17 protein-coding genes are annotated in these 21,964 nt (G+C 62.8%); 4 read left to right on the forward strand and 13 right to left on the reverse strand.

Annotated elements, in window-relative coordinates; translation table 11 throughout:
• Positions 1-187: 187 nt before the first annotated feature.
• Complete coding sequence (locus JL39_RS16395; protein WP_200883967.1) at positions 188-787, forward strand: TetR/AcrR family transcriptional regulator; 600 nt, start codon at positions 188-190, stop codon at positions 785-787.
• 396 nt (positions 788-1,183) lie between these two features.
• Positions 1,184-3,151: a methyl-accepting chemotaxis protein gene (locus JL39_RS16400; RefSeq protein ID WP_081952868.1), complete on the forward strand. Its 1,968-nt coding sequence runs from the start codon at positions 1,184-1,186 to the stop codon at positions 3,149-3,151.
• A gap of 8 nt (positions 3,152-3,159) precedes the next feature.
• Here the strand turns inward: JL39_RS16400 and JL39_RS16405 are convergent, their stop codons facing one another.
• The 13 genes from JL39_RS16405 to JL39_RS16465 form a co-directional block, all read right to left on the reverse strand.
• Positions 3,160-3,975, reverse strand: coding sequence for a helix-turn-helix transcriptional regulator (locus tag JL39_RS16405; RefSeq protein WP_200883975.1), 816 nt, complete (start codon positions 3,973-3,975; stop codon positions 3,160-3,162).
• Between the two features lie 5 nt (positions 3,976-3,980).
• Complete coding sequence (locus JL39_RS16410) at positions 3,981-4,346, reverse strand: nuclear transport factor 2 family protein (RefSeq protein ID WP_037152697.1); 366 nt, start codon at positions 4,344-4,346, stop codon at positions 3,981-3,983.
• Between the two features lie 91 nt (positions 4,347-4,437).
• Entirely contained in the window at positions 4,438-5,049 is a 612-nt protein-coding gene (locus JL39_RS16415; protein ID WP_037152699.1) for a LysE family translocator, read from the reverse strand.
• A gap of 174 nt (positions 5,050-5,223) precedes the next feature.
• A complete protein-coding gene (locus JL39_RS16420; protein ID WP_152601152.1) occupies positions 5,224-6,621 on the reverse strand; it encodes an FAD-binding oxidoreductase in 1,398 nt (465 codons plus the stop codon).
• A gap of 136 nt (positions 6,622-6,757) precedes the next feature.
• Complete coding sequence (locus JL39_RS16425) at positions 6,758-8,131, reverse strand: M20/M25/M40 family metallo-hydrolase (RefSeq protein WP_037152702.1); 1,374 nt, start codon at positions 8,129-8,131, stop codon at positions 6,758-6,760.
• 1 nt (position 8,132) lies between these two features.
• Entirely contained in the window at positions 8,133-10,181 is a 2,049-nt protein-coding gene (locus JL39_RS16430) for a hydantoinase/oxoprolinase family protein (RefSeq protein ID WP_052182920.1), read from the reverse strand.
• On the reverse strand, positions 10,168-11,985 hold the full coding sequence (locus JL39_RS16435; RefSeq protein WP_037152704.1) for a hydantoinase B/oxoprolinase family protein: 1,818 nt from the start codon (positions 11,983-11,985) through the stop codon (positions 10,168-10,170). Before JL39_RS16435 ends, JL39_RS16430 begins: the two co-directional genes overlap by 14 nt.
• A 43-nt stretch (positions 11,986-12,028) precedes the next feature.
• Positions 12,029-13,036 (reverse strand): NADPH:quinone reductase, encoded by a 1,008-nt coding sequence (locus JL39_RS16440; protein ID WP_037152707.1) that lies wholly within the window; start codon positions 13,034-13,036, stop codon positions 12,029-12,031.
• A gap of 12 nt (positions 13,037-13,048) precedes the next feature.
• On the reverse strand, positions 13,049-13,951 hold the full coding sequence (locus tag JL39_RS16445) for an ABC transporter ATP-binding protein (RefSeq protein ID WP_348270569.1): 903 nt from the start codon (positions 13,949-13,951) through the stop codon (positions 13,049-13,051).
• An 83-nt stretch (positions 13,952-14,034) separates the two neighbouring features.
• A complete protein-coding gene (locus JL39_RS16450; protein WP_052182921.1) occupies positions 14,035-15,051 on the reverse strand; it encodes an ABC transporter ATP-binding protein in 1,017 nt (338 codons plus the stop codon).
• Entirely contained in the window at positions 15,048-15,962 is a 915-nt protein-coding gene (locus JL39_RS16455; RefSeq protein WP_081952869.1) for an ABC transporter permease, read from the reverse strand. The genes JL39_RS16450 and JL39_RS16455 overlap by 4 nt, the downstream gene beginning before the upstream one ends.
• On the reverse strand, positions 15,955-16,932 hold the full coding sequence (locus JL39_RS16460) for an ABC transporter permease (protein WP_037152711.1): 978 nt from the start codon (positions 16,930-16,932) through the stop codon (positions 15,955-15,957). The genes JL39_RS16455 and JL39_RS16460 overlap by 8 nt, the downstream gene beginning before the upstream one ends.
• Before the next feature lie 112 nt (positions 16,933-17,044).
• Positions 17,045-18,697 carry an ABC transporter substrate-binding protein gene (locus JL39_RS16465; RefSeq protein WP_037152713.1) on the reverse strand — a complete coding sequence of 551 codons (1,653 nt, stop codon included), beginning with the start codon at positions 18,695-18,697 and terminating at the stop codon, positions 17,045-17,047.
• Positions 18,698-18,977: 280 nt separating this feature from the next.
• Here JL39_RS16465 and JL39_RS16470 point away from each other — a divergent pair, with 280 nt between their 5' ends.
• Together JL39_RS16470 and JL39_RS16475 are read left to right on the forward strand one after the other, a co-directional pair.
• Positions 18,978-19,778 (forward strand): IclR family transcriptional regulator, encoded by an 801-nt coding sequence (locus JL39_RS16470; RefSeq protein WP_037152714.1) that lies wholly within the window; start codon positions 18,978-18,980, stop codon positions 19,776-19,778.
• A gap of 281 nt (positions 19,779-20,059) precedes the next feature.
• The gene (locus tag JL39_RS16475) at positions 20,060-21,784 is read left to right on the forward strand and encodes a M28 family peptidase (RefSeq protein ID WP_037152716.1); all 1,725 of its coding nucleotides are present in this window, start codon (positions 20,060-20,062) and stop codon (positions 21,782-21,784) included.
• The last annotated feature ends 180 nt before the right edge of the window (positions 21,785-21,964 follow it).

A 21,964-nucleotide genomic window follows, 5' to 3' on the forward strand; every position in this document is an offset into this window, starting at 1 on the left:
CCAGAATGGACTGGCCGCCCGGCTCCGGCGCGCTAAATGGATATCTTGAGAGAAACACCGGCACATTTGGCATGACATCCGGCCCCCTTCTGGATTAAGAAGCGGAAGGCACTCCGCTCAAACGGAGGAGCCTCCGGTTAAACTAGTGACTGGCTGATTTTCGTCAAGTCCCCAACCCGCCTGGAGCATGATTTTGGCCTCGGCCGCGCCGAAAACAACATCGACGACCCCGACGAAACTGCGCGCCGATGCCCGCCGCAATCGGGACAAACTGATCGAAATGGCGGCCGCAGCCTTTCAGGAAAAGGGCGTCGAGACCTCGCTGGAGGATATAGCACGGCGGGCGGGCGTTGGCATCGGTACGCTTTACCGGCATTTTCCGACGCGCGAGCATCTGGTCGAAGTCGTCTACCGCCGGGAGCTGGAGAGCCTGGCCGCGGCGGCATCCGACCTCGCCGAAAGACATGCGCCGGATGTGGCGCTCGAAGAATGGATGCGCCGTTTCGTGGGGTACATCGCCACCAAGCGCGGCATGGCCAACAGCCTGCGCATCCTCATGACCTCCAATTCCTCGCTGTTTGCCGAAGGAACCGGCCTGATCCGGGGTGCACTCGAAAGCCTCATCAAAACCGCCGGTGAGAAGGGTTATATCCGCACGGACATCGAAACGACCGACCTGCTGCATGCATTGTCCAGCATCTATTCGATCCCCGAATCGCCCGATTGGCGCGACCGGTCGCACCGCCTGATCGGACTCCTGATGGACGGTCTGAAGGCGCGGAAATAACCCGTCGGACGATCATCTTCGGGAGTGCGGAGCCCGCTTCGAGAATCCTGTCATCGAGGCTAGATTTCGCATCCCGTCTGAACGGAAAATCAATCAGTCTCCGATTGACAGGTATCCTGCTACTCATGCCTTCTGATTCATAAGATTATTCTTAAAAATTAGATATATAGCAGCACTGATCTTGCATCGAAAAAACGTCAAAAAACGTTGTACAATGTCAAAATTCAATCTGTCATTAAAGAGTTTGGCCTAGGCTCCGACCATCGCGCCATCGCCGTCCGGTGTAGCGCCAGGGCCGGTATGAGACCGGCTCTTTTCCCCCACACTGCCAGATATCAGATCTGCGCGTGAAAACGCGATGCCTCAGTCGAGGCTTCATCATCCGGAGCCGAACTCATGTCCCGTCTCTCCATACGCAGCTCGCTTATTGCCGTCTTCGGCGCGATCGCGGCGCTTACCGCCGTTCTCGCCTGGGCGGCCATCTCCTCGCTTTCGAACGTCGCCGGAAACCTCAACACGATTTCCGGCGATTCACTGCCAAGTGTTCAGGCCTCCAAGAATATCGAGACGGCGATCCTCGGAATGACGATCGCCTATATGGGCCATCTCACCACGACTTCGGATTTCGGCATGGAAGCAGCAGAGAAGCTGATCGCCCAACAGTCCGATGCGTTGAAGGCGGCTCTGGACACTTACAGGCCGCTGACGTCGAGCGATCAGGAAAAGCAGCTTGTCGACCAGATCGAGGCGGGCGTTCAGAAATACGTACAGGCCGGCGAAAAGATGCTGGGCTTTTCCCGCAAGGCCTCCGATGCCCGTGCGCGCGTCGAGATGGAAAAGATGCGGATCACGATCCAGCCGGTCATGGAAGCGGTGACCCAGCTCGTCAAAACGAATACTGACGCCGCAGGCGTCGAAACCGGCAAGGCGGAGGCGACCTATGCCACGGCGCTGACCACCATGTATGCCATCCTCGCCGTGGTTTTTGCGCTGATTGTCGGTGCGGCGGCCTATGTGATGACCGGCATCGCTCGCCCGATCCAACGTATCACCGCCTCGATGAGCGGGCTCGCGGCTGGCGACACCGAGACGGAGATTCCCTTCGCGGGCCGCAAGGACGAAGTCGGCGCCATGGCCGGCGCTGTCGAAGTCTTCCGCCAGGCTGCCATTTCGAACCGGCAACTGCAGGAAGAGGCGGAGAAAGCCCGCGCCCATGCGGAAGCCGATCGCCTCCGCCTGCAGGAGGAAGCGGAAGCCGCAGCCCAGGCCCGTCTCCAGGAAGCCACAGCCGGCCTTGCAGCCGGCCTGCGCCGCCTTGCTTCCGGCGACCTCGCCTTCCAGCTCACCGAGCCTTTCGCGCCGGATTTCGAAGCATTGCGCGAGGACCTGAACTCCGCCGTGACCCGCCTGGGTGCCGCTCTTTCCGAGGTTGCTTCCTCGGCAGGCAGCATCGACAGCGGCTCGCGCGAAGTCAGCCAGAGCGCTGACGATCTTTCGAAGCGCACGGAGCAGCAGGCCGCTTCGCTCGAAGAAACCGCCGCGGCGCTCGATGAGATCACCGCCAACGTTGCGAACTCCTCCAGGCGCGCCGACGAAGCCAAGGTGATCGCGCTGGAAGCGAATTCCAGCGCCGCCAAATCGGGCGCCGTCGTAGCGAATGCCGTCGACGCCATGCAGCGCATCGAGCAGTCGTCCAACCAGATCTCCAACATCATCGGCGTGATCGACGAGATCGCCTTCCAGACCAACCTCCTGGCGCTCAACGCAGGCGTCGAGGCGGCCCGCGCCGGCGAGGCCGGCAAGGGTTTCGCCGTCGTCGCCCAGGAAGTACGCGAACTCGCCCAGCGTTCGGCGAATGCGGCAAAGGAGATCAAGGACCTCATCCGCAATTCCGGTGCCGAGGTCCACAACGGCGTGAAGCTCGTTCGCGAGACCGGCGATGCGCTGAAGACGATCGAAGCGCATGTCGTCACGATCAATGAGCACATCAGCGCGATCGCGACCGCCGCCCGCGAACAGTCGGTCGGTCTGGCGGAGGTCAACTCGGCCGTCAACCAGATGGATCAGGTGACCCAGCAGAACGCCGCCATGGTGGAGGAGACCAACGCCGCCGGCGCCAACCTCGCCTCGGAAAGCTCGAAGCTGCGTGAACTGATCGCCCGCTTCAAACTTGCTGAGCGCGGCCGCATGAACACCGCACCGCGCGCGGTTTCCAGTTCAGGCGCGACACCGGTCGCTGCTCCGCGGAATGCGGCTCCACAGGAATCGCCGGCCCGTCGCCTGGCCGAGCGCGTGACGAAATCCTTCGGCGGCAATGCCGCCGCAGCAGCAGCGCCGACCGAATCCCAATGGACGGAATTCTGATCCGCTGACTAACTCTCGTCCTTCAACGGCCCGGCTTCCGCCATCTGACGCAGAAGCCGGGCCGTCTCGTTATTGGCGGGAAAGAAGGATTCGACGGCCAGTTCCGAAAGTGTCACGTCGACCGGGGTCCCGAAGACGGTCGTCGTCGAGATGAAGGACAGAACTCCAGCCGCTGTCCGCAACTCCATCGGCACGGCGATGCCGGCATAATCACGGCTCGGAGATTTCGGCCCGGTTTCCGGAGCGGGATAACCGGCCAATTCCTCCAGAAGCGTTTCCAGAACACGGTCGCCGGTCGCGGCGATCTGCTGATGCAGCCGGTCGAGCAGGTGATTTCGCCATTCGGCAAAATTGGCAATGTGAGGCGCTAGCCCGTGCGGATGCAGGCTCAATCTCAGGACATTGACCGCCCCGTCCATCAAGGAGCGATCGGCGACACCGGCAAGCAGCGGCGTAACCGCGGCGTTCGCGGCCACCAGTGTCCAATGCCGGTCTATGGCCAACGCCGGAAAGGGCTCGTGCCCTCGCAACACCATGTCGATCGCCTGGCGCGCCGGCGCAAGCGCCGGATCGTCGAGCTTTCGCTCCGCAAAGACGGGTGCGAAACCCGCAGCGATCAGCATCGGATTGCGCTCGCGGAGCGGTACGCCGAGCCGCTCTGCCAGATGCAGCAACATCTCCCGGCTCGGGACCGCCCGCCCGCTCTCGATAAAGCTCAGATGCCGCTGCGAGATATCGGCCTCCAATGCCAGATCGAGTTGGCTCATGCGCCGGCGGCGACGCCACTCACGCAGGAAATCACCGAGAGGACGGGCAGGTGAAATGGTCGTCATGCGGCAGCCGGAATCTGGTCGAGGAAACCGTGCACAGCCTTGAAGCGGCCGCTTTCAAGCGCCGCGAAATCCGTGCCCCTGATAACCGGTTCGGCACCTTCGGGGCCGAGACCCCAGGAGAAGCGGAGACTGTCGCCATAGCCATCGGCCGATCCGATCGGCGTAAACCGGAAACCCGGAAACCGGGCCTGCACGCCCTCGACCAGCCCGTTGATCCCTTCATGGCCCTCGCCCCGCATGAGCGGATCGACATAGACGGCATCCTCCGTCCAGGCTTCGGCGATCAGTGCCAGGCGACGCCCTGCCTCCGTCTCGTTCCAGATGGCGAGGTAACGCTCGGCATGGGTGTTAGCATCAGTCATGTCTTTATCTCCTTCCTGTCGCCCGGCTCGTTCCAGGCCGGGCGATCATGCGGGAGAGCGGAACGCGTCTCAATTACGCGGCAGGTAATCGTTATCGCTCGGCAAGCGCCAGCCGCGCCCCGAGCGCCACGAACGCGCCGGCAAAGACGCGCCGCATCCAGGCAAGAATGGCCGGCCGCGAGACAACATGGTTACGGATCGATGCGGCGAAGAGCCCGTAAATGACGAAGACGCCGAAGGTCATCAGCATGAAGACGAGGCTGAGTTCGCTCATCCGGGCGATCGGCGTCGCTTCGTCGTGCCCGACGAATTGCGGCAGGAATGCGAAAAAGAAAATCGACAGTTTCGGGTTGAGCACATTGGCGAGGATTGCTGAGACGATCATCTGCCGCGCCGATTTGGGCGTGTCCTTCGTCTCGATCGTAAGCGCACCCTTTTCCTTGAGCACCTGCCAGGCCATGAAAAGAAGATAGGCGACGCCGAGATACTTGATCGTCTGGAAGGCGAGCGCGCTGGCATGAAGCACCGCAGCAAGACCCGAGATCGCCGCGACCATGTGCGGAAGGATACCGAGCGTGCAGCCGAAGGCGGCGACGATGCTCGCCCGCGCCCCGCGCGACAGCCCCGCCGCCAGCGTGATGAGCACGCCTGTGCCCGGAGAAGCAACGACGATGAGAGACGTGATCAGGAATTCGGGGCTCATGGACTATCCCTTCGCAAGGTTCGGTTATCGTCACCGAAATCCAGCTTACCGATCCCTGTGCGAAATGACAGACCCGAGCGGCGAGATGGATGACCTTGTTGCGCCGCAAGGAACTGGCGTTTCCTGCTTGCCCGCATCCTCGATGCTTTCCAGGAACGAAAGCCTGCCCCCCACTTAAAGGGCGGTGGCCGGCGCTTCGAAGACCCGGCCGCGATTGAGGATAGCGTTCGGATCGAAAGCTTCCTTCAGCCGCCGCATGGTAGTGATTTCGGCCTCGCTCCGCGCATATCTCAGATACTGCACCTTGTCGGTGCCGATGCCGTGCTCGGCGGAAACTCCGCCGCCGACCGCCGCAATACCGGAAAACACCGCTTCGGCAATCCTCTTCTCGTGGCCGGTCTGTACGCAATAATGCAGGTTGCCGTCTCCGAGATGGCCGAAGATGAAGGAGACCGCATCCGGATCGATTTCCGCAATGCCGTGCGCTGCCCTATCGAGGAACTCCTGCATGCGGGAGAGCGGCACGGAAATGTCGTAGCCAGCCATTTCGCCCATACCGAACAGATAGTCGTTGATACCGTCGCGGATCGCCCAGAGCCCGTTGAACTCGCGCAGCGAGTTGGAGAGCACGATGTCGGTTGCCAGTCCCTCTTCCAACGCGGCAGCAAGAGCCGCCTCGAGGCGTTCGTTGTCCTGCTCCGGCGACTGCCCCTGGATTTCCACCATCGCATACATGCCGGCGCCCGTCTCGACCGGCGGGCGGATGCCCATATGGGCGACCGTGCCTTCGTAAACATTCGGGAAGATCGCCTCGAAGGCGGACAGCAGGCCGGACAGATCGACCCGGAGCTTTGCCAGCAGTTCCTGCGCGGCTTTAAGCGACGGCAGGGCGACGAAGGCATTGCGCTCGATCCTTGGTTTCGGATGTAGTTTCAGGCAGGCCCGGGTAACGACGCCGATCGTGCCCTCCGTGCCGATGAACAGCGGATTGAGATCGTAGCCGGAATTGTCCTTCGGCAGTCCCTTGAGGGAGGAAAGAACGGTGCCGTCCGCCAGCACCGCCTCCAGCCCCATGACCTGCGCCCGGTACATGCCGTAGCGCAGCACGCGGATGCCCCCGGCATTGGTGCCGATATTGCCGCCGACCGTCGCAGTCCCCCGCGAGCCGATATCGACACCGAAGAGGAGACCGGCGTCATCTGCGGCCTGCTGAACGACCTGCAACGGCGTGCCGGCGCCAACAATCATTGTCTGGGCCGCGATGTCGATCGATTCCACACCGCTCATTCGCTCCAGCGAGAGAGAGACCTCGCCGCTCAAAGGCCGTGACGCACCCGAAAGCCCCGTCCGGCCGCCCTGAACCACGACCGGCTGGTGAAACCCGTTGGCGGCGGAAAGAATGGCCGAAACATCCTCGGTATTGCGCGGGCGAAGAACGGCCGGAGGACGAACGCCACGCGCCGTCGCATCCGCCGCATAGCCGTCGGAGACCGCATCGCCGACGAGAATCCCTGGAGCGTCCAGCTTGTTTTCGAGGCATGCAACGAGGCGACTTACACGATCCGGCGACAAGGACATACTCCCTTTTGTGGAACAAGGTTCACAAAGCTCTTCTGTTTCGGCCATGGCATAGATAACAATCGAAGCCATGGGAAGAGTGACATGACCTTTGAGGCTCACGCGGCTGTCGGAGAGATTGACCCCTTTTTTACATCTTCATCTCACCGAGCTTCGAAAGCAGCGCAGCACCTGTCTTGATGCCGTCGATGAAGAGGTCAATCTTCAGGTTCTCGTTCGGCGCGTGGTTTGCCTCGTCCGCATTGGCATACGGCACCACGAAGGCCGGCTTCTTGAGGATCTTGGTGAAGACGTAATCCGGCAGTGAACCGCCGACAGTCGGGTAAAGCAGCGGCTCGACGCCGCGGGCAGCAACGATCGCATCCCGGATGACGGAGGCAAACGGATTATCCATCGGCGTCTTCGACGGCAGCATGGCGTTCTGCGGCACGAATTCCACGTCCGGTGCGTGGGCTTCCACATGCGCCCTGACCTTCTCGAACACGTAATCCGGCGTCAGGCTTTCGACGAGGCGGATATCGCATTTGGCAAACGCTTCGCAGGGCAGCACCGTCTTCTGGCCCGGCCCGCCATAGCCGCCATGCAGACCGTTGATCGTCAGCGTCGGATAAAACATCAGCCGGTCGAAATAACCTCGGTCGAGCGGCTGGTCGAGTTCCTTGATACCGAGATCGGCCTTGATCGCATCGAGATCGAGCGGCAGTTTCGAAACCGCCTCGCGCTCCATGTTGGTCGGTGGAACCACCACGTCGTGCAGGCCATCGATGGTGATCTCGCCGCGCTCGTTCTTCATGGTGGCGAGCAGATGCACGAGCCTCCAGATCGCATTCGGCATGACGCCGCCGAAATTGCCGGAATGGGCATCGCGATTGGCCGTCTTGCAGCGCAGTTCAAAAGACGCGACACCGCGCACGCCAAACGTGATGATCGGCGTATCCGATTCATGCAGTGGACCGTCGGACGTCACGACGAGGTCGGCATCGAGCTTGTCGGCATGTTCGGCGACGAATTCGGCGATATGCGGGCTGCCGATCTCCTCCTCGCCTTCAAGGAGGAAGATGACGTTGCAGGGCAGCTCGCCGGTCACCTTCAGATGCGATTCCAGCGCCATGAGCTGGGCGAAATGCTGGCCCTTGTTGTCACCGATGCCGCGCGCATAGATGCGGCCGTTCCGGATCGTCGGCTCGAAGGGCGGGCTGTCCCATAATTCGTAGGGCTCCGGCGGCTGCACGTCGTAATGGCCGTAGAGCAGCACGGTCGGCTTGCCCGGCTGCTTTTCCATGCGGCCGAGAACCATCGGATGATTCCTGGTCGGAATGGTGATCGCTTCCATGCCCATGCCCGTGAGCATGTCGACGAGGATGGCCGCCACTTCCTTGATGCCGTTATTCTGGGCGCTGATCGAGGGATGGCGCACATAATCCATCACCCGCGCGATAAAGCTTTCGCGGTTCTCCTCGATATGCGCGAAGACACGCTCCAGATCGGTCTTTTGTTCAGTCATGTCATGCATCCTGCCTGGCTGTGAGAAGAAGCGCGCCCGAAGGGTGCACAGTACCTGTCCAGCAGGGCGCGACAAGCGTCGTCGTGTCGAGCTGGGTGAGGATCATCGGGCCTTTGAACGTGGCGCCGGCACCGAGCGTCGCACGATCCACGACCGGAACGCTCGCGACACCGCTTTCGAAATGCACCGGCACATGGTCGAAGGGTGTGACGGCCGAACCGGCTTCGAGCTTCGCCGGGGGCGGCTCATGCGTCATGCCGGCGGCCTCGACGCGCAACGTCACAAGCTCAATCGAGGTATCCAGCGTGAAGCCGTAAAGCGCCTTGTGCTCGGCGGCAAAGGCAGCTTCCACCGCCTCGCGGCTCTCGCCCCAGGCGACCGCGAGTTCGCCGCCCTGGCCGTGATAGCGCAGAAGCGCCACGGTCTGGATACGCCGATCCTTCTCGGCCACGCCCTCCGCCTCGAACCAGGCGATCGCCTGATCCTTCAGATCGGATATGATGCCGTTGGCGACATCCATGTCCACCGCGCCGGCCCTGGGCAGGGTGCGGCTGAATTCGGCCTTCAGATCGGCGGCAAGCAGACCGTCGGCGCAGAGGATGCCCGGCGCCGGGGCAATCATGACGCGGGAAATCCCGAGCAGTTCGGCAAGCGAGCAGCCATGCAGCGGACCGGCGCCGCCGAAGGGCACCAGTGTGAAGTCGCGCGGGTCATGGCCGCGCTCGACGGAAACGACCCGCACCGCACCCACCATGTGGTTGTCGACGATGGCGAGGATACCGCGGGCGGCCGTTGCGGTCGAAAGGCCGAGCGGACCAGCGACCTTGTCGTCCACCGCCTTGCGGGCGGCTTCGACGTCGAGCGCCATGCGGCCGCCGAGAAGCCGCGCCGGCAGATGGCCGAGCACGACATGCGCATCGGTGACCGTCGGGTTCTCGCCGCCATGTCCATAGGCAGCCGGCCCTGGACGGGCGCCGGCGCTCTGCGGGCCGACGGAAAGCGTGTGGTCGCTGACCTTGGCGATCGATCCGCCGCCGGCGCCGATCGTCACCATGTCGACCATGGGCAGCGGCAACGGCCATTCACCCACCTTGCCGTTCTGGGTGAGCCCGATCCTGCCGTCCTTGATCAGGCAGATATCGGCGCTCGTGCCGCCGATATCGACGGTGATGATGTCCTTGATGCCGCAGGCGGCCGCGACCGAGCGCGCCCCGACCCCGCCGGCGGCGGGACCGGAAAGCGCCGTCAACGCCGGCGCCTGGCGGATGGTCGCCGCCCCCGCCACGCCACCGTTTGACTGCATGAGGAGCAAGGGCGCGGCGACCTTTTCGTCCGTGAGCCGCTTTTCAAGACGCCCGACATAGGTGGTGACGCCCGGCATGACGGTGGCGTTCAGCACCGTCGTCAGCGTCCGCTCGAACTCGCGCACGACGGGCAGAACATCGGTCGAGGTGGTGACAGCCAGATTCGGCAGCTCTTCGCGCAGGATCTCCGCCGCGCGTTTCTCGTGAACCGGGTTGGCGAAGGCATGCAGCAGGCAGACGCCGACCGCCTCGACATCCATGCCGCGGATCGCTTCCGCAGCGGTACGCACGCTCGCCTCGTCGAGCGCGTCGAGAACCGCACCACCGGCGGCGATACGCTCGTCGATCTCGACGATCCGCGAGGCCGGCACCGGCCGTTCCGGCTTTACCCAGGTATAGAGATTGGCCTTGCGGGGAATGTCCTGCCGGCCGATCGCCAGAACGTGGCGGAAGCCGCGCGTGGTGACGAGCGCCGTGCGGGCGCCCTTGTCTTCGAGGATCATGTTGGTGGCGACCGTCGTGCCGTGCAGAACCTGGCCGAGCGAGGCGGCCTCGCGGCCCGCATCGGCCAGCGCCAGCCGGATGCCGTTCAGGAAAGCCTCGGAGGGATCGGAGGGCACGCTCGGCGTCTTCGCCCGCCAGACCTTGCCGGTCGCCCGATCCAGAAGGGCGACGTCGGTAAAAGTGCCGCCGATATCGACTGCAACGGAAAGGGACGTATCAACGGACATTTCAAGCGAGGACATCGACATACTCCTGACGATGGAATGCACGGGTGGCGGGACGGTTGGCGCGAAGGGCCGCGGTGGCAGCCTCATCGATCCTGTTGCCGTTCATGACGACTCCGTAGAGACGCTCTGCCGCCTCGGCGCTGACGAAACCGCCCAGCACGTCTTCGAGGACAGCATCGAGCGTGCGGTCGAAGGGATGGCCGTAGCCGCCGCCGCCTCCCGTTTCCATGCGCAGGATATCGCCCTTGACGAGCTTGTTGCCGTCGGAAAGCGGTGCAAGGATACGCTCACCCGGCTTGCCGGAATTGACGGTAACGCGGCCGGTGCCGCCGCCCATGCCGCCATGGATACCCCAGGGCGGGTTCTTGACGCTGTCGATGCGCACGGCCAGCAACAAGTCCTCCGCGAGGATCTCGTATTCCCGGATGATGCCGCAGCCGCCGCGGAACTGGCCTGCACCACCGGAATCCCTGACGATGCCGTAGGTCCTGAGCCTGACCGGATACCCCACTTCGAGGAATTCGACCGGATAGTTTTCCTGCGCCACGAAATAGACGGCATCGATGCCGTCCGCATCCGGCCGCGCGCCGTAGCCGACGCCGATGCCGTCGGCGAGCAGGAAGCGTTGCAGCCCGCCCGCATCGTCCCTGTAGTTGCCGCGCATGATGGTGATGACGTAGGCCGAGTTGGAGGCCGGCGCCCTGCCGCCCGCCGAATTGACCAGGCCGTTCAGTGCTGAAAGCACGCGCATCATCGTGAGGCCACGCATGCCGAGCGAGGCCGGAAAGTTCGGCTGCAGGAAAGAGCCCTGCCTGAGCTTCACGTCGTGCAGCGCCTGCGGACCACCGGCGTTGCAGACCTGTGCCGGATCGCCGCCGAGATAGAAGAGACCGAGCGCCATGCCTGGCACACCGCGATTCATCAGGAAATTGACAGGCCCGGGCGCCTGATCGTCGGATTCGGTCGCATCGAAGATAAACCGGTCCTCGCCATCGGCCCCCTTCTCGCGGGTCAGCGCAAAGCGCATCTTATAGGGGCCGTTGCCGTGACCGTCCGTATCGATCGCATCCGTGAACTTGTGCGTGCCGTAGTCGAAGGTCTCGGCGAGCTTGGCGCGCACCAGCTTGCGGGTGCGTGTCAGCAATTGCGCCAGCGCATCCTCGACGACTTGCGCGCCGAACCGGTCGAGGATTTCGCCGATGCGCTTCACGCCCACTTCGACGCTCGCCATCAGCGCCCGCATGTCGCCGATGCTCTGCTCCGGGAAGCGGGAATTGCGGTGGAAGATCGAAAGCGTCGCCTCATTGGTGACGTCCTGGTCGATCAGCTTGGTGACCGGGATGATGATGCCTTCCTGATAGATGTCGGTGGCGTCCGGGCTGATCGAGCCCGGACGCATGCCGCCGATATCGGCGAAATGTGCCCAGCTCATCACGAAGGCGCAGCGCTTGCCGTCCTTGAAAACCGGGGCCAGCAGAACCTGGTCGTTGGAGTGGGAAACCGCGCCGCGCGAACCGTAGCAATCGTTGTACCAGTAGAGATCACCCGGCTTCATCGTATCGGCAGGGAACTTGTCAAAGACGGGGCCCGTCATGTCGCCGAACACCGGCACCATGGAACCGACCGCCATCACGCCGTTGCCGTCGAAGAGCGCGGTATAAAAATCCTTCTTCTCGCGGATGAACGCGGAGATCGCCGTGCGCTCGAGCAGCGCTTCCATTTCCGACTGGGCGGCGGCGATCGCGCCGCGGATGATTTCGAGCGAAACGGGATCGCAGACGGTCCCTTCCGGTTTCGTACGCTCTTGGGGATTGTACATTTGGGTCACCTCGGTGAATGCTTTGGAATGGATGGGGCAGGACTCACGGTTCACCCCTGATCAGGACGACGACATTGCCGAGGCTGCCGCGCTCGACGCGCTCATGAGCCTTGGCGATGTCTTGAAGCGGAAACGTCGCGCCGATCCCGACGCTGAGCCGGCCGGCATCGGCGAGCTCGGCGATCGTCTTTTCGCCGGCCAGCCGCTGGTCTTCGGGGATCAGAAAACCCTGGATGAAACGCAGGTTGGCGCCCTTGCTGGCGAAGGCGTAATAGGGAAGCACCGGTGTCGGATTGCTGGACGAAGAATAGGCGGCGACGGTGCCATTGCGCTTCAGCACGGCAGCGTCGAGTTCCAGGTTGGCGCCGAAATCCACCTCGACGATGCGGTCGACGCCCTGCCCTTCCGTCAGTTCAAGAACACGCATCGCGACATCTTCCATTTTGCGGTCGATGGTGGCGAAAGCGCCGGCATCCATCACATGGGCCGCAGCTTCCTGATTGCTGACGGTACCGATCACCCGCGCACCGCCAGCAACCGCCATCTGCACCGCGAAATGGCCAACTGCACCGGCCGCGCCGTTCACGAAGATCGTCTGGCCGGCGACCGGGCCATCGGCGAAGACAGCGCGGTGGGCGGTCATCGCCGGAACGCCGAGATTGGCGCCCTCCGCATAACTCAGGCTATCGGCAAGCTTCACCGCCTGATGCGATGCGATGGCGATGAACTCGGCGGCGGTGCCAAAGGCGCGACCCGCCTCGCCGTATCCGCCCTGCGCATTCCACAACCACACCCGCTCGCCAATCCGGTCCCGATCGACACCTTCGCCGACTGCAATGATCTGGCCCGCGCCGTCAGTGTGCGGGATGATCAATGGGTGATCCATGCCCATGCTGCGCCAGCCGCCGCGCCGCTTCACGTCGGCGGGATTGATGCCAGAGGCATGCACCCGCACCAGCACTTCGCCTGGGTCGGCGACGGGCGGCGCCATCTCGCCGACGGAGAGGACTTCCGCGGCAGGACCGGTGCGTGTGTAAAAGGCTGCCAGCATCAACAACTCCAATCAGAACAGATGGCAGGCCACGAGGCGCGATCCCACAGGCCGCGGCTCGGGCACTTCGGAAGCGCAGCGCGCGTGCGCCGAAGGACACCGGTCGCGGAAGACGCAGCCGGACGGCGGATTGCGCGGGTCGGGTGCGCCGCGGCCGATCGGCAGCGGATCATGGCTCTGGTCGGGGTTGGGAACCGGCACGGCGGCAACCAGCGCCTTGGTGTAAGGATGCAACGGCTCGCGGACGATATCCTCGGTCGGGCCGTCTTCCATGATCCGGCCGAGATACATGACGATCGTCCGCTCGCAGACGTAGCGCACCAGTGCCAGGTCGTGGCTGATATAGATGGCGGTGAGGCCCAGTCTGTCGCGAACGTCGCGGAAGACGTTGAGCACGCCGGCGCGGACGGAAACGTCCAGCATCGAGACCGGCTCGTCGGCCACCACGAATTCCGGCTGCAGGATGAGCGCCCGCGCCATCACGACGCGCTGCAGCTGGCCGCCGGAAAGCTGATGCGGGTAGCGGTCAAGGAATTGCTCCGGCTCCGGCAGGCGCACGAGTTCCAGCGCCTTGACGATGCGATCTTCACGTTCCGACCGCGGAATGCCGGCATTCTCCAGCGGCTCCGACAGCGTCGCGCGGATGGTGAAACGCGGATTGATCGCATCGAACGGGTTCTGGAATATGAGCTGCGCCCGCGAGCGGAACTTCTTCAGCCGATGGCGGCGAACCTCGCCAAGCTCCTCGCCGTCGAAATGGATCGAGCCGCCGGTCGTGTCTTCGAGCTTCAGCAGCAGCCTGCCCATCGAGGTCTTGCCGCAGCCGGATTCGCCGAGCAGGCCGACGCTTTCGCCGCGGCGGATATCGAAGGTGACACCGTCGACCGCCTTGACCACGGTCGACTTGCCGCGCATTGCGGCAAACGCGCCGCCGACCTGATAATGCAGCCTGGCCTCATGGACGGAAACGAGGACTTCCGGCTTCTTGGTCACGATATTCATGCGCGGGCCATCCAGGTCTCCGTCTTGGCGGCTTCGATACGCAAGGCGGCGCTTTCACGTGCGCGATGGCAGAGCACGGGATGCCCCGGCGCGACGTCGATTACCGGCGGCTCCGAGCCGCAGAGATCAAGCGCGAAGGGACAGCGCGGCTTGAAGCGGCAGCCGGCTGGCGGATTGGCTAGATTGGGCGGCGCGCCTTCGATCGGCGTCAGCACGCCGGAAGCAGCACCTTGCAGGTCCGGAAAGGCGTTGCGCAGGCCCATCGTATAGGGGTGCGAGGGGGCGGTCAGCGCCGCCTGCATGGTTCCCGACTCCGCCACCTTGCCGGCATACATGACAACCGTGCGGTCGCAGATATAGGCGACGACCGAAATGTCGTGCGTGACGAGGATGACAGAGAGGCCGAGCCGCACCTGCAGTTCCTTGAGCTGGTCGAGAATTTGCCGCTGCACGATGACATCGAGCGCTGTCACCGGCTCATCGGCAATGATCAGTTTCGGGTCGAGCGCCAGCGCCAAGGCGATCGCCACGCGCTGGCGCATGCCGCCGGAGAACTGGTGCGGATAATCGTCCAGACGGTTGGCATCGATGCCGACCATTTCGAACAGTTCCTCGGAACGTGCGCGGGCCTGTTTGCGGCCCATGCCGCCGCGACGGCGCAGCACCTCGCCGAGCTGGTATTCGACCGTATAGACCGGGTCGAGCGAGTTCATGGCGCTCTGCGGCACGAAGGCGATGTCGCGCCATCTGAGCGCATTCATCTCCCTCTCGGGCAGCTTGACGAGGTCTCTGCCCTCGAAAAGGATCTCACCGCCAGTGATCGCTGCATTGTCGGCGATCACCCGCGTCAGGGCACGGGCTACGGTGGTCTTGCCGCAGCCGGATTCACCGACCAGGCCGGTAATCGAGCCCTTCGGGATGTCGAAGCTCGCGCCATCCACGGCATGGACGAAACTGCGTCCCACCTGATAGCTCACCCGCAGGTTCCGGACGGAAAGGAGGGGTTCTGTCATCGGTTCAACTTCGGGAAAAGGATGTTCTCATAACCACGGGTGACGAAGAAACCCGCGCTGACGACGAGGATGATGCAGATGCCGGGCGGCACGAACCAGTAATAGGCCTGCTTGGCGAGCGCCTGGCTCGCGAACGCATCCTGCAGCATGTAACCCCAGCTGATCGAATCCGGGTCGCCGAAGCCGAGAAAGCTGATCGACGCTTCCGTCAGGATCGCCCAACCGATCGCGATCGAGCCGTAAAGGAAGGAGAGCGGCAGGATGTTCGGCGCGATATGGCGCAGGATGATCTTGAAATCGGACGATCCAGCCACTCGCGCCGCCTCCACGTAGCCGCGCGTCCTCAGCGTCAGCACCTGGCTGCGAATGACGCGTGCCGTGTCGCGCCAGAGCACCAGCGCCATCGCGATCACGACGTTCCAGATCGACGGCTGCAGGAAGGCGGCAAGCACGATGACGAAAGGCAGGAACGGGATGCCGAAGGCGATATCGGCAAGCCGCATCAGCACGGCATCCACCCAGCGGCCGAAATAACCGGCGATGAGGCCGATGATCGAGCCGATCAGCGCCACCATGAAGGCGGCGGTCACACCGATCAGCAGCGCGGAACGGCTGCCGTAAACGAGCTGCGAGAAGATGTCCCGGCCGAGGCTGGTGGTCCCCATCAGGAAACCGTCCTGCCCCGGCCGGAGGTCCGCCGCCAGATCGTAGGAAGGCGTGTAGAGAATTTCCGTCGGATCATGCGTGGCGATCTGGTCGGCAAACACCGCCGTCACGATGAAGACGAAATAGATGACAAGGCCGGCGACGGCGAACGGGTCGTTCACCGGCAGTCTCAGCGCGCGGAACATCCGGGCAAGGATATTGGGGCGCCTCGGCTTGATGATTGCGGGTGCGGCGATCTCAGGCATGGGAAACCCTCGGATCGAGAACGGCGTAGAGCAGGTCGGCAAGCAGGTTCATAAGGATGACGACCAGCGCGATCATCAGGAAGGCGCCCTGCGCCAGCGGATAGTCCGAAGCGGCGACCGCATTCACCAGTTCGCGGCCGAGCCCCGGCCAGGAGAAAACGGATTCGACGACGACATTGCCCTGAAGCTGGTAGCCGACGGCGATCGCGAAGGAGGTCATCACCGGCAGAAGCGCGTTGCGGGCCGCATGCCGCACAACGACCGTCCAGTTCGACAGGCCCTTGATGCGCGCCATGGTGACGAAATCCTCCTTCATCACGTCCAGCATGTTGGAGCGCATCAGGAGAAGCGGCAGGCCCTGGCTGTAGATCGCCAGCGTCGCGGCCGGAAGGATCAGGTGCGAAAGGAAGTCGCGGGAGGTATAGAGGTCAAGGAAACCGGAATATTCCGCTCCTGGAGCGCGCGTGCCGCCTGCCGGGAACCAGCCGAGCGAGAACGAGAAGATGGCGAGCAGCACCATGCCGAGCCAGAATTCCGGCATGGCACGGGTAGTGAGCACCGCGGGAATGGCGGCCTGCTCGATGAAGCTTCCGCGCCGCCACGCGAGATAGGCACCGGCCAGGATGCCGAAAGCGTAAGCGATGATCAGCGAGGAAAAGGTCAGCACCAGCGTGTTGGGCAAGAGCGTCCAGATGCGCTCACCGACCGGCTCGCGATAGCGAAAGCTCTGGCCGAGCTCGCCCTGCAGGAGATTTCCGAGATAGATCAGGTATTGCTGCCAGAGCGGCTTGTCGAGCCCGAACTGGGCCATGAGCTGCTGCTGCTGTTCCAGCGTGAATGTCGGGTCGATATAGGCAGCCATCGGATTGCCCGGCATCAGCCGGAACATCAGAAAGAGGATGGTCACCACCGCCCACAGGACAAGAGCGAGCTGCAGCAGCCTGCTGCCCACCGCCTTGAAATTGGTCATCTCATAAACTTCCTTCTCTTGGCTCGGCCCCTCGGGAGGAATGGAAGGTCGCCGATGTCAAGCGTCAGGCAGGGAGGAGACGGCGCGGGAGGAGCGCCGCCTCCGCGAAGGATCAATTGGCTGCCAAGGCTTCCTTGGTGTCGCCCGGATAGTGGAGCTTGCCACCTTCGAGCGTATAGCCAGCGTCCTTCAAGGTCTTGGCTGCAACGTCATGGCCGGCCTTGAAACCATCGACCACCGACTTGTCATGCCAGAACTCGAGCGCCGGCGAGACGATGGAGTTCGAGGCGACCGCGAAGCCGCGATAGGCGGCCTTGACGATCAGCTGACGGTCGACCGCTTCGGAAAGCGCACGGCGGAAAGCCGGGTCGTTGAAGGGCGGGCGGCGCTCGTTGAACGCGATGTAGCGGAAGCCCATGTCGACGGTCGACACGACTTCCAGGTCGCCGTCCTTCATGGCGGCATCGATCAGCACTTTCGGATCGCCGGTGAACTCGCCCATGAAGTTGACTTCGCCCGAACGCAGCATGCCGAGTGCGGCTTCCGCATTGGGAACGATGCGCAGGATCCAGCGATCGACCTTCGGCGGGTTGAAGTGATCCTTGTTGGCCGCAAGCGTGACGGACTCGTTCTTCGCCCAGGAGACGAACTTGAACGGGCCGGAACCGATCGGCATCTGCTCCTGATAGCTTTCGGCGGTTTCCGGCTTCGCGGCGAGATCCTTGAGGATCGGCTCCCAGACATGCTTCGGGATCAGATTGACCTTGGCGAGGCTGGAGGTGACGAAGGAGGCTGCCGGCTTCTTCAACTTGAAGGTGACGACGTCGCCGTTGATGGCGATCGAGTCGATATTGGTGGCGAAAGGCTTGTACATCGGCGCTTCGCCGCCGACGGCAGCCTCGAAGGAGAACTTCACGTCTTCCGGCGTGACCGGCTTGCCGTCATGCCACTTCATGCCCGACTTGAGCTTCACGTCGACCGTGGTCGCGTCCTTCCAGGTGAAGCTTTCGGCAGCCCACGGCTTCGGCAGACCGTCCGGCCCGACACGCAGGAGGCGGTCCCAGACGAGTTCGGTGATCCAGCTGTCGACGCTGCCCGAGATATAGAGCGGGTTGATCGCCTTGATATTGTCGGATGAATTGATGATCAGATCCTTCTTGGCGCCGGCCGGCTCAATGCCCAGGAAGGTCCAGGTGTTGCGGATGCCGATGCCGCTCTGGTTGACGACCGATTCCGGCTTCCAGACCGTCTTGTCGAAGGCGAAGGTCGATTTCGGATGCACCAGCATCATATAGGGCTGATCCTTGTCGAGGATCTCCTGCGCCTTGTAGACGAGCGCCTTGCGCTTGTCCGGATCGATCTCACCGCGCTGGGCTTCCGCCGTCGCGTCGTAATCCTTGTTCAGATAGCCCGCGAAATTGTAGCCGTTCTCGGCGGTCGATGAATGGAAGAGGTTGAAGACGAGCTCGTCCGGATCGGAGCGCTCGGGCCGGCCGACCATCTGCCAGGCGGTCGAATCCCAGTCGTTGCGCTTGTACCAAACGACATCAGACATCTGCTCCCAGGGCATCGCCTTGACCTCGACATCGAGGCCGAGCTTGCGCCATTCCTGGGCGATGAGCTGGACGGACTGGAATTCTGCCTGCTGGCCTGCCTGCGGGCGTGACAGGATGGTGATCTTGCGGATCGGATCGCCGGCAAAGGCAGGCAAGGCCAAGGCACTCACCATCATTGCCGCACATGCGGTTCTCAAAAAGGACTTCATCGTTGTTCTCCTCTGAATAGCTTGACTATTCTCTTTGTTGGCAAGGGTTATCTCCCCCTTGCTTTGCGAACTTTGAAATCATCACCGACACGCATCGCGCGCACCGAAGGAAATTTTAATCCACAGATTTCATCATCAGCACGCCTGAGGCAATTGCATCGCGACGCGCTTTGTTTTATTCCGTGAAACATCGTTTCGCATTGCAAACGAGTAAATCACATTCCCAGAAGATTGCAAGAAGCTTGAAGCAATCCATTTCACATGCCGGAGGACACACCCGATGACCGAAACCAAGGATTACAAGATCGCAGCCGTGGATCGGGCTCTTGCGCTTTTAGAAGCGCTGGCCGATCGTCCCGAACAGGGTGTCACCTCGCTTGCGAAATCGCTCGGCATGACCAAGTCGCTCGTCTTCCGGCTGCTGCATACGCTGGAGGACCGCGGCTTCGTGTCACGGGATGCGGAACGCGCCGAATATTCGCTCGGCTACCGCATTGGTGTACTCGGCGAGCGGCTCGGCAAGGATGGCGCCTTGCTGCATGCAGCCCGGCCGGTCATGGACGCGCTGCGTGACAAGACGTCGGAAAACATCAACCTCGTCGTCCGGGAAGGGCTGAAGAGCTATGTGCTGGCGACGCGGGCAGGCCGGCATTCGATCCGCCTCTTCGCCCAGGCAGGACGCAACGGTCCGTTGCACGCCGGCGGCGGATCGCTGCTCCTGCTCGCCCATGCCGATCCCTCCGTGATCGACACCGTTCTGGCCCAGCCACTCGAAGCCTTCACCCCGCACACGGTGACAGATCGGGCGAAACTGCTGCAGATCCTCGAACGCATCCGGGCGAACGGCTACAACATCGTACTCAATGATCTCGACGACGGCGCCTTCTCGGTGGCGGCACCAATCAGGGGAGCGGACGGCGCCGTCATCGCCTCGATCTCCGTCGCCGGCGCGGTGGTCCGTTTCGACGAGGAACGCCGGGAGAGCTATCTGAACGCGGCGCTGGAGGCCGCCGCCGAGATTTCCGAACGCCTTTCCATTCATGGGCCCGGCGAAAGTGGACGCATGACATCAACTGCTTGAACTCTGCAGATCGCTCCTCTTCGTCACTTCAGGAAATTCGGGCGCCTTGGCGCCCATTTTCGCCGGCGCATCGGCCCGAAAATCGGAATCGATCTTTGGAAAGCACGATGCGCAGATTCAAAGATATCGAGCGTCCTATGTGCGTCCAAAAGGACGCACGGCGCTCGAGTGCGATTTCTCGCCCTCCAAACCCGCTTGCAGGGTCGGAAAACCTCTGTTAGCGTTTCCTCGTTTTATGAAACGACGTTTCATCTAATAAAACAATTTGGGGAGTACCGGAGATGAACGAGACCGAATCCGCCGTTCTGGGAGCGGTGAAACTGGATGAGCCTTGGGCGCTGATCGAGAGCTTCTCGACCTACAAGCGCGAGCATCCGACCGACGTGAACCGTGGCATGGACGAGGTGGCCGCGCGGCTGAAGAAGCACGGTGTCGATGTGACCATGCACGAGCCGAACCTCTACCTGAGCCTTCCGGGGCTTGCCCGCGTCGAGGCCGGGGATAAGACCTTTCGTGCCAAACCGCCAGCCTACGCGAAGGACGCCAAGGCCGGCGTGAAGGGCGAACTGGTCTATATCGCGAGCCTCCAGCCGAAGGCGATCTCGACCATGTTCGAGAAGGCCGTCGAGGACACGGACAACCTCGCGGCACGGGTGCGCGGCAAGATCGTTCTCTCCGAAGGTTTCGCCAATCCCGGCCTTGTCTCGCAATTCACGGAACTGGGGGCGATCGGCGTCATCGCCATCAACCCCGGCGTCGATATCCATTGGGGCATCTGCACCACCGTCTGGGGCACACCGGACCTTGACGACCTGCCGCGCAAACCCTCCATCCCGGCCGTTGCCGTCAACCGGGAGAGCGGCGACGCACTCATCGAGCTTGCCGGAAGCGGAACCGAAGTTACGGTTTTCACCGACATGGAAGAAGGGTGGTTCACCTCCAAGTTGCCGGAAGTCTTCATCAAGGGCACGGAGGAGCCGGAAAAATACATCCTGCTGCATGGGCATCTCGATAGCTGGGACGTCGGCGTCGGCGACAACGCCACCGGCGATGCAACCCTCCTCGAAATCGCCCGCGTCCTTTGGGAAAACCGCGACAAGCTGAAGCGCTCGGTGCGCATCTGCTGGTGGCCCGGCCATTCGACCGGCCGTTATGCCGGCTCCACCTGGTTCTCGGATAATTTCGCGCTCGACCTCGACGAGAATTGCGTCGCCTCGGTCAATTGCGACAGCCCCGGCTGCCGCTGGGCGACAGAGTTCATCAACCTCTGCATGATGAGCGAGACGGAAGCCTTTCTCTCTGACGTCATCGAAGAGGTGGCCGGCAAACAAGCGGAAGGCGAGCGCCCGCACCGCGCCGGCGACTATTCCTTCAACAATATCGGTCTTTCGAGTTACCTGATGCTGTCTTCCACCATGGCCGACCGCGCCCGCGAGGAGAAGGGCTACTATACGGTCGGCGGTTGCGGCGGAAACATCGCCTGGCACACCGAGAACGACACGCTGGAAATCGCCGACAAGGACATCCTGCTGCGCGACATCAAGGTCTACCTGCTCGCCGTGCTGCGCAACGCCAATGCGAGGATCCTGCCCTTCGACTGGCGCGCGACGGCGAAGGAATTCCTCCACACGGTCGACACCTACCAGAAGAAGGCCGGCGACCGCTTCGACCTCTCTCCGACCCGCAAGGCGGTGGAACAGCTCGGCGCGGCACTCGCCGCCTTCTATGCCGGTATCGACGCCGGCAAGGTGGAAGCGAAAGAGGCCAACCGCGTGATCCAGCGTCTGGCCCGCATCCTCGTGCCGCTCAACTTCACCCGCGAACAGCGTTTCCGCCACGATCCGGCCCTGCCGATCCCGGAACTACCGGCGATCTCGACGGCCGCCGATTTCGACAAGCTCGATCCGGCCAGGCATGGTTTCGCCAGGACGCAGCTCGTGCGCGGCCAGAACCGCGTCATCGCCGCGCTGCGCCAGGCCGAGGAACTCGTCCGCTCCGCTGCCTGATCACGACCTGAAGAACCGAAAGCCCGCGCTGGCTTGGCCGGCGCGGGCTTTCGTTTGACTGGTGATAATCCGCAAAGGATACGATCACGTCATAAAATGACATTTGTCAGAGTTGAATTCTTCCTTTAGCGTCGGCCTCCGGGACAGGGCGGGAAGGCCGGAAGGCCGGGCGGAATCTCG

The organism is Rhizobium sp. YS-1r, from assembly GCF_000757525.1.
Taxonomy (GTDB): domain Bacteria; phylum Pseudomonadota; class Alphaproteobacteria; order Rhizobiales; family Rhizobiaceae; genus Neorhizobium; species Neorhizobium petrolearium.